This is a genomic window from Acinetobacter sp. YH16052 (assembly GCF_013417155.1).
Taxonomy (GTDB): Bacteria; Pseudomonadota; Gammaproteobacteria; order Pseudomonadales; family Moraxellaceae; genus Acinetobacter.
On record NZ_VPEO01000008.1, the window covers coordinates 90,796 to 106,635 of the forward strand.

At 43.3% G+C, this 15,840-nt stretch carries 14 protein-coding genes, 2 tRNA genes and 1 pseudogene; 8 read left to right on the forward strand and 9 right to left on the reverse strand.

Features of this window, described 5'->3' with window-relative positions:
- Positions 1-4: 4 nt before the first annotated feature.
- The 5 genes from nusB to FTV42_RS07550 all read right to left on the reverse strand — a co-directional run bounded on the left by nusB (position 5) and on the right by FTV42_RS07550 (position 5,282).
- On the reverse strand, positions 5-454 hold the full coding sequence (nusB, locus tag FTV42_RS07530) for a transcription antitermination factor NusB (RefSeq protein ID WP_004280924.1): 450 nt from the start codon (positions 452-454) through the stop codon (positions 5-7).
- Positions 455-458: 4 nt separating this feature from the next.
- Positions 459-929 (reverse strand): 6,7-dimethyl-8-ribityllumazine synthase, encoded by a 471-nt coding sequence (ribE, locus tag FTV42_RS07535; protein WP_004280926.1) that lies wholly within the window; start codon positions 927-929, stop codon positions 459-461.
- 18 nt (positions 930-947) lie between these two features.
- Positions 948-2,063: a bifunctional 3,4-dihydroxy-2-butanone-4-phosphate synthase/GTP cyclohydrolase II gene (gene ribBA, locus FTV42_RS07540; protein ID WP_004647616.1), complete on the reverse strand. Its 1,116-nt coding sequence runs from the start codon at positions 2,061-2,063 to the stop codon at positions 948-950.
- 399 nt (positions 2,064-2,462) lie between these two features.
- Positions 2,463-3,974, reverse strand: a complete 1,512-nt coding sequence (locus FTV42_RS07545; protein ID WP_180038370.1) for an aldehyde dehydrogenase family protein — start codon at positions 3,972-3,974, stop codon at positions 2,463-2,465.
- A 345-nt stretch (positions 3,975-4,319) separates the two neighbouring features.
- On the reverse strand, positions 4,320-5,282 hold the full coding sequence (locus FTV42_RS07550) for an alpha/beta hydrolase (protein ID WP_180038371.1): 963 nt from the start codon (positions 5,280-5,282) through the stop codon (positions 4,320-4,322).
- 293 nt (positions 5,283-5,575) lie between these two features.
- On the opposite strand from FTV42_RS07550, the pseudogene FTV42_RS07555 reads away from it, so the two are divergent.
- Positions 5,576-7,276: pseudogene (locus tag FTV42_RS07555) on the forward strand (NAD-dependent malic enzyme).
- 265 nt (positions 7,277-7,541) lie between these two features.
- Here FTV42_RS07555 and FTV42_RS07560 read toward each other — a convergent pair.
- Both FTV42_RS07560 and FTV42_RS07565 read right to left on the reverse strand, forming a co-directional pair.
- Positions 7,542-7,617 (reverse strand) — tRNA-Gly (locus FTV42_RS07560).
- Positions 7,618-7,665: 48 nt separating this feature from the next.
- Positions 7,666-7,738: transfer RNA gene (locus tag FTV42_RS07565), tRNA-Gly, on the reverse strand.
- A 233-nt stretch (positions 7,739-7,971) separates the two neighbouring features.
- On the opposite strand from FTV42_RS07565, the gene FTV42_RS07570 reads away from it, so the two are divergent.
- From FTV42_RS07570 to FTV42_RS07590, 5 genes are all read left to right on the forward strand, one after another.
- Positions 7,972-8,280, forward strand: coding sequence for a BolA family transcriptional regulator (locus FTV42_RS07570; RefSeq protein WP_004280957.1), 309 nt, complete (start codon positions 7,972-7,974; stop codon positions 8,278-8,280).
- Positions 8,281-8,289: 9 nt separating this feature from the next.
- Positions 8,290-8,682 (forward strand): SirB2 family protein, encoded by a 393-nt coding sequence (locus FTV42_RS07575; RefSeq protein WP_005245348.1) that lies wholly within the window; start codon positions 8,290-8,292, stop codon positions 8,680-8,682.
- Positions 8,683-8,778: 96 nt separating this feature from the next.
- Entirely contained in the window at positions 8,779-9,615 is an 837-nt protein-coding gene (locus tag FTV42_RS07580; RefSeq protein ID WP_004280959.1) for a ParA family protein, read from the forward strand.
- A 13-nt stretch (positions 9,616-9,628) separates the two neighbouring features.
- A complete protein-coding gene (locus FTV42_RS07585) occupies positions 9,629-10,021 on the forward strand; it encodes a hypothetical protein (protein WP_005249588.1) in 393 nt (130 codons plus the stop codon).
- A 197-nt stretch (positions 10,022-10,218) separates the two neighbouring features.
- A complete protein-coding gene (locus FTV42_RS07590; protein ID WP_016806914.1) occupies positions 10,219-10,812 on the forward strand; it encodes a hypothetical protein in 594 nt (197 codons plus the stop codon).
- Between the two features lie 37 nt (positions 10,813-10,849).
- On the opposite strand, the gene FTV42_RS07595 is transcribed toward FTV42_RS07590, so the two are convergent.
- Complete coding sequence (locus FTV42_RS07595; protein WP_005264627.1) at positions 10,850-11,488, reverse strand: DedA family protein; 639 nt, start codon at positions 11,486-11,488, stop codon at positions 10,850-10,852.
- A gap of 344 nt (positions 11,489-11,832) precedes the next feature.
- Here FTV42_RS07595 and guaA point away from each other — a divergent pair, with 344 nt between their 5' ends.
- On the forward strand, positions 11,833-13,401 hold the full coding sequence (gene guaA / locus FTV42_RS07600) for a glutamine-hydrolyzing GMP synthase (protein ID WP_005245345.1): 1,569 nt from the start codon (positions 11,833-11,835) through the stop codon (positions 13,399-13,401).
- 159 nt (positions 13,402-13,560) lie between these two features.
- A complete protein-coding gene (locus FTV42_RS07605) occupies positions 13,561-14,493 on the forward strand; it encodes a restriction endonuclease (protein WP_004280964.1) in 933 nt (310 codons plus the stop codon).
- A gap of 8 nt (positions 14,494-14,501) precedes the next feature.
- Here the strand turns inward: FTV42_RS07605 and FTV42_RS07610 are convergent, their stop codons facing one another.
- Positions 14,502-15,725 carry a GGDEF domain-containing protein gene (locus FTV42_RS07610; RefSeq protein ID WP_180038372.1) on the reverse strand — a complete coding sequence of 408 codons (1,224 nt, stop codon included), beginning with the start codon at positions 15,723-15,725 and terminating at the stop codon, positions 14,502-14,504.
- Positions 15,726-15,840 lie beyond the last annotated feature (115 nt).

Below are 15,840 nucleotides of genomic sequence, written 5' to 3' on the forward strand. Positions count from 1 at the left end.
GTTATTAATTAGACTGCTGTTTTTCTGCTGCACGCAAAGTTGTCGCTAAACGATCCAATACACCATTGATGTATTTATGGCTATCGGCACCGCCAAAATGTTTAGCCAACTCGATCGCTTCATCTAGAACGACGCGATATGGAATCTCAAGATGTTCTTTAAGTTCATATGCACCAAGACGAAGGGTCGCAAGTTCAACACCGTCAAGTGCAGAAAGTTCGCGATCGAGTACCGGGATTAAGAGCGCATCCAATGCTTCATGATTGGCAACCACTTGAGTCAACAATTCATGATAATAGCTCAGATCCACTTTGTGCATGGCATTTTCCACACGCGTACGTGCTTCAATCTCATGCACCGGATTGTGGCTCATTTGCCATTCATAAATTCCTTGTACAGCAAAGCGACGTGCTTTACGTTTTGCTGCATAAGTTGCTTGAAGTGTTTGCGACATAGCGTTAAATAGCCTTTAACAAGTTAACCATTTCAATCGCAGTCAGGGCAGCTTCGCTACCTTTATTGCCTGCTTTTGTTCCAGAGCGTTCAATCGCTTGTTCAATACTGTCCGTAGTGAGTACACCGTTAATGACAGGTAAGCCAGTGTCCAGGCCAACCACGCCTAAACCTTTGGCACATTCGCCTGCAACGAAATCGAAGTGAGGCGTGCTACCACGAATCACGGCGCCAAGCGCGATGATGGCATCGAAACGATCTGAAGCTGCCAGTTTTTTCGCAACTACAGGAAGTTCCCAGGCACCAGGTGCATGAACAACAGTAATATTATCCTCTGATACACCATGACGTTTCAATGTATCAATGGCGCCTTCTAACAGATGTTCAACCACAAAGCTGTTAAAACGACCAACTAAAATCGCATAACGGTCTTCGTTCGCGAGATGTAACATACCTTCAATACGGCGAACTGCCATAACAACCTCGATAATTTCTTAAGATGTTTGTTGTGCGGTGATGTATTCCACCACTTCTAAGTTAAAGCCTGACAGGGCATTGAAACGCAATGGAGAGCTGAGCAGCTTCATTTTTTCAACGCCTAGATCACGCAAAATTTGTGCACCCACACCAATGGTCTGATACTGCTGAGACAGTGCAGAATTTGATTTTACATTTTTTGGTGCTTTAAGGGTATCTAATGCTGGACCCAGGTCCTGTAAATGGTGTTGGCCAATCCAGACCAGTACACCACGATCACTGTTGGAAATTTCTTTCAAGGCGCGATCCAGGTTCCAGGCCGGCTCGCCATCCTGTTTCTTCAGTTTGAGCAAGTCGCGGGTCGGGTTAAAACCATGTACACGCACTGTGGTCACACCCTCTTTAGGCTCACCTTTGACCAAGGCCAAATGGATATCCGGGTTACCCAGTTCACGATAGCGATACAGGTCAAAGCTGCCGTATTCAGTATCAATACTTTGCTGATCAATACGCTCAACCGTCTGTTCATTGGTCATGCGGTAATGAATCAGATCGGCAATAGTACCGATTTTCAGGCCATGCTTTTCCGCAAACACTTCAAGATCGGGACGGCGCGCCATCGTGCCATCTTCATTGATGATTTCACAAATGACTGATGCTGGTTCCAGTCCTGCTAAACGAGAAAGATCGCAACCTGCCTCAGTATGTCCGGCACGGTGCAATACACCGCCTGGCTGCGCCATCAGCGGGAAGATATGTCCCGGCTGTACAATATCTGCCGGTTTGGCATGAGCAGCCACAGCAGTTTGAATTGTATGGGCACGTTCAGCCGGAGAAATACCGGTAGAAATACCTTCAGCCGCTTCAATCGACAGGGTGAAGTTGGTTCCATGCTGGGCACCGTTGGCATCTACCATCAACGGCAGATTCAACTGCTGACAACGCTCTTTACTTAAAGTCAGGCAGACCAGACCACGTGCATGGGTGATCATGAAGTTGATATCTTCAGGACGTACGTGTGTGGCAGCAATCACCAAATCGCCTTCATTTTCACGGTCTTCATCATCCATCAGGATGACCATTTTTCCTGCACGGATATCTGCTACAAGCTCTTCAACAGTATTGAGCGGCATCAACCTTCACCTTCTTTTTTGATCTTGATCAGACCGAATCATGACATTATTGGGTACATAGTCTAACGCTTTTTGCGCAATTTTGCCTATGCTTATTGCTTTCCCTCTAGTGGTTCATTGTTATACACAGTCTTGATAAACATGAAAAGCCGACTTTAAATGAAAGCCTGGGCTTTATGCAGGTTTTTTGAGCAATTAAAAAGCATAAAAAATGAGAAACTTAGGTGAAATCAACATAAGCTCAGACATTAAGGTGTTTTTAGAAAGTATTTTTATTCATTGTCAGTCATTCAATGGAATTCTGGACGAACAATGCTGGAAAATTTTACCTAGTATTAAAATTTTTAAAAAATAGGGGATTAAAAGTGGACCGAAGCCCGCTTTTAATCCTCAGATCGTTTAGAAGAAACCCGCAGGTTTGGTTGAATAGCTTACCAACAGATTTTTGGTTTGCTGATAATGATCCAGCATCATTCTGTGATTCTCACGTCCAATGCCTGATTTTTTATAACCGCCGAAAGCTGCATGCGCAGGGTAGATATGATAACAGTTGGTCCAGACCCGACCGGCCTGAATGGCTCTACCGGCACGGTAGGAAGTATGCGCTGAGCGTGACCAGACACCGGCACCGAGTCCGTAAATCGTATCGTTGGCAATCTTGATCGCATCATCAAAGTCTTTAAAGGTGGTTACAGCCAGTACAGGCCCGAAGATTTCTTCCTGGAAGGTCTTCATATCATTGGTGCCTTTAAAGATGGTTGGTTCAATATAGAAACCTTGACCCACTTCCTGACGTGCTTCACCACCGATCAGGATTTGTGCGCCTTCTTCACGGCCAGTGGCAATACAGCCCAGAATCTTGTCCTGCTGTTCCTGTGAGGCTTGCGCGCCAATCATGGTGTCAGTATCCAGTGGATGTCCAGTTTTAATGCGTTGCACCCGTTCTACCGCACGCGCCAGAAATTCATCGGCAATACTTTCCTGTACCAAGGCCCGGGAAGGGCAGGTACAGATTTCACCCTGGTTCAGGGCAAACATGGCAAAGCCTTCCAGAGCTTTGTCCAGATAATCGTCTTCCTGATCCATAATGTCGGCAAAGAACAAGTTTGGTGATTTACCGCCAAGTTCCAGAGTCACCGGAATAATATTTTCAGTCGCATATTGCATGATCAGCTGACCCACTGCGGTTGAACCGGTAAAGGCAATCTTGGCAATGCGTGGATTGGTCGCCAGTGGACGGCCGACCTCAACCCCGTAGCCATTGACGATATTCAATACGCCCGGTGGTAAAATATCCTGAATCAGTTCAGCCAGTACCAGAATACTGACCGGAGTCTGTTCCGCAGGTTTCAGCACGATACAGTTACCTGCAGCCAGGGCAGGTGCCAGTTTCCAGGCGGCCATCAGAATCGGGAAGTTCCACGGGATAATTTGACCCACGACGCCCAACGGTTCATGAAAATGATAAGCAATGGTATCTTCATCGATTTCGGAAATGCCGCCTTCCTGTGCACGGATACAGCCGGCAAAATAACGGAAATGGTCAATGGCCAGCGGAATATCGGCAGCCAGCGTTTCACGGATCGGTTTGCCGTTGTCCCAAGTTTCTGCCACAGCCAGCAGTTCCAGATTTTGTTCCAGGCGATCTGCAATTTTCAACAGAATATTGGAGCGGGTGGTCGGTGATGACCGGTTCCATTGCTCTTTGGCTTTGTGTGCTGCATCAAGCGCCAACTCAATGTCTTCTACAGAGGAACGCGGCACTTTGGTAAAGACTTTGCCATCTACCGGAGAAATGTTGTCAAAGTATTCACCTTTGACTGGAGCGACCCATTCGCCGCCAATGAAATTATCGTATTGTGCTTTAAATTGAATTTTTGAACCGTCAGTATTGGGGTCTGCATAACGCATAATCTATTCCTTTATATGATTGTTAGTGGTGCAGGCTGCGCGCATGTTGCCGATCAAAAAATATAGGCGCTTCTGCATTCAGCTCTACTATAAAGAGGGAACAAGACGGACGGTTTTTTGTTTACAGGCTTGCTACAAAAGACAATATTTGGAGACAAGCGGTAGAATAATAAAAATTATAAATTCTCAAGCCTTAAATTTAAAAACAATGAGTTATAGTGGTTATAAAACATCGAAAGATAGGCATATTTTCAATGCACTTGATTACATTTTGACCTAGTCATGATTCAAAAGAAGCCAAGCAGGAGAAATGAGGGTAAGTTTCATTTCTCCTTTCGCATTTATCTAAAGCCCTTTGTCATGCAGCCATTGAAACAGTTGCTGATAAACTTGCTCACGTACAGATTGCTCTGAAAGCACCAGATCATGTAAACCGTTCTGGATACTTTGAACCGTGACATCACCTTTAATTTTTTTGGCATATTTTTGAATGTCTTTAATGCCTAAAATCACATCACTGCTCTGTGCGGCTTTCCCCCATTTTTTAGGATATAAAGTCTGATGCGAATGCATAATCAGTACCGGAACATCGAGCTGAACACCGCGATGAATTTCCTTCTGTGCCTCATGAATGGCACGAATAAAACTGATTCGAACCATCGGGTAGCGGGTCTTTTTCCAGTCCAGACTGAAGTCCCATTCGCCTTTTAAATCCTTATGCAAGCTGGTGGCATACCAATTGTTCAGCTCGCTTGGAAATTTAAGATTGGGAAAAATTTTGGCCAGTCTGCTCAGTTGCGGAATACCAAGCGCACGCTTGATCGGATTCATGTTGAAGTCATAGAATGGGCTGTTGACCCAAAGTGCTTTGATTAAAGTATGCTGTGGATGATGTGCCGCATATAAGGTCGTGGTCAGACCACCGGTAGAATGACCACAGAGCAGGGCAGCATCGTGACCCTCGGCTGCTATAATGTTGAGGGCTTGGGTAATTTCTGCATCATATTCAGCAAGGTCATAGACGTTATAATATTTTTGATGCGGCAGAATCGAACGTCCGTATTTTCTTAAATCCAGCGCATAAAAATCAAAACCATGCTGATTAAAGCGCTCTGCCATTTCGGTCTGAAAAAAATAATCGATAAAGCCGTGAATATATAGAACTGCTTTTTTTGTAAGTTGGGCTGCTTTTTTACGGATCAGGGTTGCTACGACTTTGCCCTCATAATCATCGGGAAAGTTTAAGGTCGCTTGCTCATAACCTGTCCCCAAAATATCGGGCTGATAAAGCGGTTGCAGTTCACTCATTGTTATACTCGTTGGTCTTATTAAATTTATGCTTTATCCTTGATGAGCTGAGGTTTTTTGTCAAACAGATCTTGCTGCCGATTTAAATTAAAAATACGAATAGGGATTAATTTTAGAAACCGTCCAAAACCTAGGCTGAAAATGAGTGTTATCAGATTATAAAATCCTGCTACAAGTATTATAAATTTGCTAAATGACCTAACAGCTTAAAATCAGGCTAAGCTATATAAAATAAACAAAGTGATGTGACTATTTTGGCAGAACTGCCGAAGATTGATTAGATGAGTTAAATAATGCCCAGAGAAAATTTGAACAGTAAACGCCCTTTATATATTCCTTATGCTGGAAATACTCTGCTAGAACTCCCACTACTCAATAAAGGCTCTGCATTTTCTGAAGAAGAGCGTAGAAGCTTTAACTTGCATGGCTTGATTCCTCATGTCACCGAGACGATTGAGGAGCAAAGTCAGCGTTCTTATCAGCAGTATTGTGCTTTTAGCAGTGATATTAACAAGCATATTTATTTGCGGAATATTCAGGATACCAATGAGACCCTGTTTTACCATCTGATTGAAAATCACCTCAGTGAGATGATGCCGATTATCTATACCCCGACTGTGGGTGAGGCATGTCAGCGCTTTTCTGATATTTATCGCCGTCATCGTGGGATTTTTATTTCCTATCCTGACCGTGATCAGATCGACTAGATTATTCACAATATCAATAAAAAGAACGTGAAAGTGATTGTGATTACAGATGGTGAGCGCATTTTGGGTCTTGGAGATCAAGGCATCGGTGGTATGGGGATTCCCATTGGAAAACTGGCACTCTACACCGCATGTGGCGGGATCAGTCCGGCCTATACCTTACCGATTACTCTTGATGTTGGTACCAATAATCAGCAGTTGTTAAATGACCCGATTTATATGGGCTGGCGTGAACCACGAATCAGCGGCGATGAATACTATGCTTTTGTCGAGACGGTGATTCAGGCGACTCAACAGCGCTGGCCAGATGCCTTAATTCAGTTTGAAGACTTTGCACAGAAAAATGCCATGCCTTTGCTGGAAAAATATCGTGATCGAATCTGTTGTTTTAATGATGATATTCAGGGCACCGCAGCAGTGTCTGTCGGCAGCCTGATTGCTGCTTCGCGTGCAGCAGGTAAACAGCTCAAAGATCAGGTGGTTACTTTCCTGGGTGCTGGTTCAGCTGGTTGCGGGATTGCAGAACAGATCATTAAGCAAATGGTTGCTGAGGGTTTAAGTGATGCTGAAGCGCGTGCACGCGTGTTTATGGTCGACCGCTTTGGTCTGATCACAGAAAATCAGCCGAATTTACTGGACTTCCAGCGCAAACTGGCACAGCCTCTTGAAAATGTAGAAAGCTGGGCAGATGCTGAGAGCATGATTTCTCTGCTAGATGTAGTTAAGCGTGCCAAACCGACGGTACTGATAGGCGTATCTGGACAGCCAGGTCTATTCACTCAGGAAGTGATTGAAGCCATGGCTGAAAACAGTGTGCAACCGATTATTTTCCCTTTATCCAATCCGACTTCCCGCGTAGAAGCTGTTCCGGCAGATATCTTGCAATGGACCAAGGGCAAAGCGTTGATTGCGACGGGTAGCCCATTTGCACCAGTGAATTATCAGGGGCAGATTCATCATATTTCACAATGCAATAACTCTTATATCTTTCCGGGCATTGGTTTGGGTGTAGTTGCTTCAGGTGCAAAACGTGTCACGGATAATATGCTCATGGCCTCGAGTAATGCCTTGGCGGACTGTTCTCCGAAACTGAAAGATCCTCAGGCAGATTTATTGCCGAATCTGGATTGTTTACAGTCAATTTCGAAGCAGATTGCCTTAAAAGTGGCGCTTGCTGCGATTGAAGATGGGGTAGCACCGAAAGTCAGTGTAGAAGAATTGCAGTTGGCTATTGAACGTAATTTCTGGACACCGCAATACCGTAACTATCAGCGAATTACCTTTTAATTATATTGGAAATGGACTCTGTATTGTGGCTAGTGGTTTGCTAGCTTGAGTTTATCTGATGCGTTGGTGAAATATAAAAAGCCCTGATCTTTTGATGAGGGCTTTTTATATTGTCGTAGGGGTGGCATGGTCACATCTTGGTTATAAAATCAGAAAGTACTTTAAGAATTTGTTATTGAGTGAAACAAAAATGAAAGGATCATTTAAAAAAATAACATCAACATAAAAAAAGCCCCGATCTTTCGATCAGGGCTTTTTTAGAATCTGGAGCGGGAAAGGAGACTCGAACTCCCGACCCCAACCTTGGCAAGGTTATGCTCTACCAACTGAGCTATTCCCGCGGAGTCTATAAAGTTTTTTAAATGAAAAAACTAAATGAAAAAATTTTGAGCGGGAAAGGAGACTCGAACTCCCGACCCCAACCTTGGCAAGGTTATGCTCTACCAACTGAGCTATTCCCGCATGCCGTGTATAATACAGCATGCAAAAATGTGGTCAACACCTTTGTTAAAAATCTTGCATCAATTGCATAAAATAAAAGCAAAATGCTGTAGACCAGACAATAAATAACCAATATTCATATAAAAATCAATAAATTTTCGCCACAATCAACGGATTGCATCTGAACAGATTACCGAAATACTCGGCAGAACAAGGTATACTGAGACCATATTTTTGAAGATTGGAGTCAGGCCATGAGCTTAGAACAACAACTGAAAGATCGTTTGGCGCAATTATCCCCAACCCATTTGGAAGTGGTGAATGAGTCTTCGGGTCATGGTGGTTATTTCCCGGGAAAAGAATCGCATTTTAAAACCGTGATTGTGAGTCAGGCATTTGCCGGTTTGCGCCCCGTCCAGCGTCATCAGAAAGTTTATGCTGCTGCGGGTGATCTGCTGTCAAAAGACAAGATTCATGCGCTGGCCATTCATGCATTTTTGCCTGAAGAATGGGCAGGTCAGGATACGACCAGTCCTGCTTGTGCACACGCACCTAAAAACTAAGAGGAAATGATGGAAACCCAACTTTTAGTCAAGATTATCCATATGTCGGTAGCAGGACTGGCGATTGTCGCCATTCTTGCCCGTGCCTTGACCTTGTTTGTCGGCACACAGGGAAATATGCCTAATCCGGTAGCACGTACAGCGCTAGTCGCTTTACAGCATTTAGCTATCACGGTGATTGCACTGACCGGTATAGTATCGCTCGTCCTGAAAGACTTTGATGTACAGCCTTGGTTCTATGCCAAAGTCATTTTATTTTTGGTGCTGGTATCCTCGCTAGGCAAAGCCTATAAAAAAGATGATTCGATCTTGTTGTCGCAGCGTCGGGCTGGCTTAGTTATTGCTGTAGTTTCATTGGTGTCTATTCTGGCTTTGGTGATGATCAAGCCGAATTTTGGCTAAAAGCAGGCTGGCTGTGATGATCAGCACAGCCAGTCCATGCAAATAATTAGAAAATACAAATGTTGTAAAAGTAATTAAAAATGTGAGGAGGGGGACATGCGTACACGTGTGGTATTTAATCAAAAGGGTGGGGTAGGCAAGTCGAGTATTACTGTCAATCTGGCAGCGATCAGTGCACATCAGGGTTTAAAAACCTTATTGATTGACCTGGATCCGCAGGCCAACTCTAGCCAGTATGTGCTGGGTGATGATGCGACGTATTCTAGTGACAAGCCGGCACTCGAACCGAATATCGAAAACTATTTTGAAGATGTACTCGGTAATCAGCAAAGCAAGGGCTTGCTTGGTAATGCGATTGGCTCGATTTTAAAAAGTCGTAGCAAAGGTCTGGAAAGCTATGTGCATCAATCTTCTTTTAAACATCTGGATGTTATTCCGGCTAGCCCAACACTGGGTGCATTGGCCCATGCACTGGAGTCCAAGCACAAGATTTATAAGCTACGAGATGCCTTGCAACAACTGTCGGGGCATTATGACCGGGTATTTATTGATACACCGCCTGCATTCAATTTCTTTACCCTCTCTGCTCTCATTGCGGCGAACCGCGTGCTGATTCCATTTGACTGTGATGTATTTTCTAAACGTGCCCTACAGACCCTGATTGAAAATGTCATTGAAACCCAGGATGACCATAATGAAGGGCTGGAAATCGAAGGGATTGTCGTGAACCAGTTTCAGGCACAGGCCAAATTACCGCGTGAAGTGGTACAACAGCTCAAAGATGAAGGCTTACCGGTCCTCGACAGTATGTTGCCACCCTCGATCTTGATGAAAGAATCTCATCAGAAAAATCAGCCTTTGATTCATTTGGCTACTGATCATAAATTGACTCAGGCCTATCAATCGTTGTTCAATGAGATAGAGCAGAATTAAGATCGAGTTAGCTATGAAACTTGTGAAAGTAAGCCTGAGTATTGCTGCACTGGCATTACTGAGTGCCTGTGCAACGCCGGTAAAACCGACTTATGTGTCGCCCACCCTCTATCAGACTTTGGGTTGTTCGCAATTACAGGGTGAATATAATCGTATTCAGCAGTATATCGACAATGGCGTTGAACCACCGAAACGTACTGGCGTCGGTGTGGGCGTTGGTCTTGGCGGTGGTTGGGGTAGTCGCGGTGGATGGGGTATTGGCCCGAGTGTTTCAGTCAATATGGGACAGTCATCCGATACCAAAAGAACCGAACTGGCACGGCTTTTAGGCGAGCAGGAAGCGATTGTACAGGCCGCGCGTTATAAGAACTGTTCGATCATCGTTCGGCAGGCGACGCCTAAATAAATCATTCAACATTAAACGGATAAATGCTGACTTCGGGTCGGCATTTTTTATTGCTTTCACCAAGAATAGGGCGGTTTACATTAAGATAAAACTCACTGGAAATTGACCAGACTGTATATAAATCTGAAATTTATAAGCTTGTTATCCCACTTCCATATTGATTAAGCTACAACCTTGGCCCGGAAAAGTTCATTGCGATGATTGAAAATTGGTTATTTGTTTTAGGACTCATTGCTGTAATGATGGTTCCAGGGCCCGCCAATGCCTTGGTGGCCAGTTCTGCTCATCAGCAGGGGCAGGCCAAAACCAGTCTCTATCTTCCTGCCATTTTGCTCGGCTATTTTTATGCCATTAATGTATGGGCCTTGGTGATTCATCTGGCGTCACCGATCTGGCCAAATTTTAAAGGCTTGGTCTATGTGCTGAGTACCATCTGTGTGGGCTGGATGACCTTGCATTTATATAAGGCCCAGCAGTTAGAACGCTACAGCAAGAACCATCCGCAGATTCGCCCCTGGCAAATGTTTACAACTACCCTAAAAAATCCTAAAGCAGCATTGTTGGCCTCTGGAATTTTACCGATGGAAACCTGGCAAAGCCCGACCAACTTCGTTCTGGTTTTTGCTGCCTTTAGCTTGAGTACCGTTCCGGTCGGGATATTCTGGATGGTCTTTGGTCAGGCCATATTGACCAGTCCATCTGAAAAAATAAAAGCCGGCCTCATTTATAAAGGCGCGGCTCTATTTGTCCTGCTTTGTCTCATCCCACTCCTGATCAAGCTCTGGGATTAAGCGCACAGGCTGTAAAAAATCTTAATGTAAAAAGTTCTTAAGCTGTTTTACTTTTTTTTAGCTTTTGTTGAATAAAGCCAATCACACCTGGCAATACGCTTAAAATAATGATGCCAAAAATCAGATAGGTGAAGTTGTCTTTGACGATCGGCATATTGCCAAACATATAGCCCAAAATGACAAATGAGCCAATCCAGGCGAATGCACCCACCACATTATAGGTCAGGAAATATTTGTAATTCATGCTGCCAGCACCGGCGACGAAGGGTGCAAATGTACGGGCAAAAGGAACAAAACGCGCAAAAATAATGGTCTTACCACCATGTCTGGCAAAGAATTGCTGAGTCGCCAATAAGTGTTTTTTATTGATAAAGCGCGATTCGATCTCGAAAACCCGAGGACCAATATATTTACCAATATGATAATTCAGGGTGTCACCCAGAACTGCCGCAACAAACAAGAGTGGAATCAGCACCCATGGATCCATTGCACCAGTAGAGGCTGCCAGTGCACCTGCTGCAAATAGCAAGCTGTCGCCAGGCAGGAACGGCATGACCACCAGACCTGTTTCTACAAAGATAATCAGGAAAAGAATGGCATAAATCCAGATCCCGTAATTAGTGATAAATTCAAGTAAGTGATCATCAACATGCAAGATAAAATCAATCAGTTCCATGAGCCCAGTACAAGCAAAAGTGTGGTCAAATCCTAACAGCCCGGGGCATGAAAGTCAGTACCAGAAAGTAAAATAATTAATGCTTCATCGATCTTCAATTGAGCCAAAATTTCTCTTACATATTATCTTCAGATTTTTATAAAAATAGACTTAATTGGATTAAATCTTGAGCTTAAAAATATAAAAATGACAGACCAATCAAGGCATCCAAAGGGATGCTTTATTCTGCTAGAAATATAATGCAATCAACTAAATGCATACCTCATGCGAATTGTGTGCTTAATGCGCTGAAAAATGTTAGAATACGGCGCTTATCTTTCGTTTGCCTTTCATAGTTGTTCGTCATGACTACCAATACTCAAATTACTGAAGATCGTATCCTGATTCTGGATTTCGGTTCTCAATATAGTCAGCTCATCGCACGTCGTGTCCGTGAAGCTGGTGTATATTCTGAAATGTATGCCTATGATATGTCTGAAGAAGACATTCGTGCATTTAATCCAAACGGTATCATCTTGTCTGGTGGACCTGAGAGCGTTCACCTTGAAGGCAGCCCGCGTGCGCCACAAGTGGTATTCGAGCTGGGTGTGCCGGTATTGGGTATTTGTTATGGTCTGCAAACCATGTGCGAACAACTTGGCGGTAAAGTTGAGCCAGGTACTGTGCATGAGTTTGGCTATGCAGAAGTAGATATTGTTGTACGTGACAAGCTGATCGGTAATTTACAGGACCGTGAAAACCAGCTGCATGTCTGGATGAGCCATGGCGATAAAGTTGCCCGTATTCCAGAAGGCTTCCAAATCACTGCACAGACGCCAAGCTGTCCAATTGCGATGGTTTCTGACGAAACTCGCCGTTTCTATGGTATTCAGTTCCATCCTGAAGTGACACATACTTCTAAAGGTGCAGAATTACTGTCGAACTTCGTTCATCAAATTTGTGGCTGTCGCGGTCTGTGGACGCCAGAACACATTATTGATCTACGTGTAGAACAGCTTCGCCAACAGATTGGTGATGAAAAAGTATTACTAGGACTTTCTGGTGGTGTGGATTCATCTGTAGTGGCAGCGCTGTTGCATAAAGCGATCGGTGATCAGCTGACCTGTGTATTTGTAGACAATGGTCTGCTTCGTTTGAACGAAGGCGATCAAGTGATGCAAATGTTTGCTGACAACATGGGTATCCGCGTGATTCGTGCTGATGCTGAAGAGCGTTTCTTGACTGCGCTTGCAGGTGAAGTTGATCCTGAAGCAAAACGTAAAATTATTGGCCGTGAATTTATTGCTGTCTTCGCTGAAGAAGCACGTAAATTAGATGGCGTAAAATTCCTTGCACAAGGTACGATTTATCCGGACGTAATTGAATCTGCTGCAAGCAAGCAGGGTAAGGCGCATGTGATTAAATCACACCATAATGTGGGTGGTTTACCAGCAGATCTAGCGTTTGAACTGGTTGAACCATTACGTGACTTATTTAAAGATGAAGTACGTAAATTGGGTACGACTTTAGGCTTGCCACACAGCATGATCTACCGTCATCCATTCCCGGGCCCAGGTCTTGGTGTGCGTATCCTGGGTGAAGTGAAAAAAGAATATGCAGACATTTTACGTCTTGCGGATGACATTTTCATGCAGGAACTGCGTGCCAGCGGCTGGTATGACAAGACTGCTCAAGCATTTGCAGTATTCCAGCCAGTAAAATCGGTGGGTGTAGTCGGTGATGGCCGTCGTTATGCATGGGTGATTGCACTGCGTGCGGTAGAAACCGTGGACTTTATGACGGCTCGTTTCGCGCATCTTCCTTATGATTTAGTCGATAAGATCTCGACCCGTATCATGAATGAAATTGCTGAAGTTTCTCGTGTTGTGTATGACGTATCGTCTAAACCACCAGCAACAATTGAATGGGAGTAATTTAGGGGTTTCGGACAGCACTGCTGTCCGCCTAAATTACGCCAAGCGCTATGCGCGTGGCAGTATCTGGTTTATCAGATATAACCTAATAAAAAAGAGCGCTTCGGCGCTCTTTTTTTGATTTATACTGAATAAAAATAAACCTTTAAAAGCTAAAAAATGCCTTTACCTACTTATGATCAATTAATGCTGCCTTTAATGAAATTATTATCAGAATTAAATGAGCCAATAAAAATTTCGGATGCTGCGAATATCCTAGCTGAACGTTCCAATTTACACGAAGAGGATTTAAATAAAATTCTTCCGAGCGGGAAAAATATATTTAAAGATAGAGTGGCATGGGCAAAGACCTACTTAGTTAAGGCGGGCTTAGTTCAACAACCGAAGAGAGCATATTGTGAGATTAGTAGCTTGGGTAGACAGGTTGATTTAAAAAGTTTAGATGCTATAACAAATGAATATTTAGCACAGTTCAACGGATTTTCAGATTTTAAATTAGGAAAGAAAAATAAAGATGAGTTTGGGATCGGGAATCTACAAGTTATTGAAAGCCTAAATAGTTACCAAGAAACTCAGACTCCAGAAGAAACAATCCAGAACACAACGGAATTATTAAAATCTGATTTGAAAAGTGATTTGCTTCAGATGGTAAAAGATAAATCTCCTTCATTTTTTGAAAGACTGGTTGTCGATCTTCTGGTGGCAATGGGCTACGGCGGTTCACATCAAGATGCAGCTCAAGCGATTGGTAAAACCAACGATGGTGGAATTGATGGTGTAATTAGTGAAGATCGATTAGGGCTAGATAAAATTTACATCCAAGCGAAACGTTGGAAAGATACTGTTGGTCGTCCCGACATTCAACAGTTTAAAGGTGCTTTGGCCGATCAAGTTGCTAAGAAGGGTGTATTCATTACTACGTCAAGTTTCAGTAAAGAGGCCATTGAGTCGGCAAGAAAATCCGGTATTGTTTTAATTGATGGCGATAAGCTGACGTCTTTAATGATTGAATTTGGTTTAGGTGTACAAATAGAACGTAGTTTTCATATCTATAAAATCGACCAAGATCGTTTTGATGAAGATAATTTTTAACGGGTAATTTAAGCCGGTTTAACCTGCCAGTTTTGCAGCTCCCCAGCTAAACTTTGCTCCAGATCTGGATCATAAGCTTCAACCCGATTCCGTCCATTGGCTTTAGCCTGATATAAGGCAATATCGGCCTGTTTAATCAGGGTCATTAAATCTGTTTCACAGCTTTCCAGAATGGCAGCACCAATCGAAATGCTAAAACTGAAACGATGTTGGCTGTCCAGATCGATCACAATATTTTCAATTTTATGCCTTAAACGCTCGGCAACTTTTAGCGCTTCATCCAGAGAGGTTTCAGGTAAAAATGCAATAAATTCCTCACCGCAATAGCGTGCCAAAATATCATGCTGCCGCATTTCGCTGTGTGTATTTAGAGCAATCGTCTGTAAGACCTGATCTCCGATATCATGACCATAACGATCATTAATCTGCTTAAAATGATCGACATCAAAGACTAGTAAACTCATAGGCACCGGTTGATCAAAATTCTGTTGTACCAGTTGTTGCGCGAGATATTCAAAACAGCGACGGTTATTCAGGCCAGTGAGTGAGTCGGTATGAGCCATATTTTCAAAGGCCTGCCGATTATATTCATTCAGGGTATGCTGCAAAAATACCATGCGTGATTTTAAGGTCGAGCTCCAGCTAATATATAGACTGAAGGTCAATACTGGCAGATAAATCAGGGAAAATAAAAACATCTGGTACAGGTCAGATCGAGTATTGAAATATACACCGATGTAAATCATCAAAGTAATCAGACTCGAAGTAATCAAAGACGGCCAGAACCGGATCTGCACACATAAATTGGCCAACACAATAAAAACCAAGGAGGCATATTGATAAATGAGGGTATAAGCACTTTCAGACTGATTTAGATTAAAAAACCAGATGGCACTTGCGCCAATAATTGAGGTAGGTAAGAGTAAATCAAACACAGGTAAATTGCGGTAAGAGTGATACATCCAGATCGTGATCAGTACGATCAGAATGGTATAGCTAATTTTGGTCAAAATGAGCAAATTGAGAATATCATGCAGCACCAGAATATCGGCGAGGGTATAAGAGGCATATGCCAGCTGTGCGAATAAATTGACCTGTAATAGGTATTTTAAAGTGAGCTTCTTTTGATGGGCATAGTAGGCCGGTTTTAGAGGCGCAGGAATACGAACAAGCGGATCTTGAAGAGCCTCCTGAATCAGGGTACGTGATTCTTTTTCGTTATCATGCGGCATGCAGCCTTCCCAAATTAAAATATATAAAAATGAATAAGATGAAATTTATATATAGTTGTATAAAAAATATTCTATTCTTTTGTTGGATATTTTAAAAGTGGAAGAATCAAATTTA

Bases quoted from the DNA above. Each gene is read 5' to 3' on its own strand.
- nusB (WP_004280924.1), bottom strand. From the start codon at position 454: ATGTCGCAAACACTTCAAGCAACTTATGCAGCAAAACGTAAAGCACGT.
- ribE (WP_004280926.1), bottom strand. From the start codon at position 929: ATGGCAGTTCGCCGTATTGAAGGTATGTTACATCTCGCGAACGAAGAC.
- ribBA (WP_004647616.1), bottom strand. From the start codon at position 2,063: ATGCCGCTCAATACTGTTGAAGAGCTTGTAGCAGATATCCGTGCAGGA.
- FTV42_RS07545 (WP_180038370.1), bottom strand. From the start codon at position 3,974: ATGCGTTATGCAGACCCCAATACTGACGGTTCAAAAATTCAATTTAAA.
- FTV42_RS07550 (WP_180038371.1), bottom strand. From the start codon at position 5,282: ATGAGTGAACTGCAACCGCTTTATCAGCCCGATATTTTGGGGACAGGT.
- FTV42_RS07570 (WP_004280957.1), top strand. From the start codon at position 7,972: ATGAGCTTAGAACAACAACTGAAAGATCGTTTGGCGCAATTATCCCCA.
- FTV42_RS07575 (WP_005245348.1), top strand. From the start codon at position 8,290: ATGGAAACCCAACTTTTAGTCAAGATTATCCATATGTCGGTAGCAGGA.
- FTV42_RS07580 (WP_004280959.1), top strand. From the start codon at position 8,779: ATGCGTACACGTGTGGTATTTAATCAAAAGGGTGGGGTAGGCAAGTCG.
- FTV42_RS07585 (WP_005249588.1), top strand. From the start codon at position 9,629: ATGAAACTTGTGAAAGTAAGCCTGAGTATTGCTGCACTGGCATTACTG.
- FTV42_RS07590 (WP_016806914.1), top strand. From the start codon at position 10,219: ATGATTGAAAATTGGTTATTTGTTTTAGGACTCATTGCTGTAATGATG.
- FTV42_RS07595 (WP_005264627.1), bottom strand. From the start codon at position 11,488: ATGGAACTGATTGATTTTATCTTGCATGTTGATGATCACTTACTTGAA.
- guaA (WP_005245345.1), top strand. From the start codon at position 11,833: ATGACTACCAATACTCAAATTACTGAAGATCGTATCCTGATTCTGGAT.
- FTV42_RS07605 (WP_004280964.1), top strand. From the start codon at position 13,561: ATGCCTTTACCTACTTATGATCAATTAATGCTGCCTTTAATGAAATTA.
- FTV42_RS07610 (WP_180038372.1), bottom strand. From the start codon at position 15,725: ATGCCGCATGATAACGAAAAAGAATCACGTACCCTGATTCAGGAGGCT.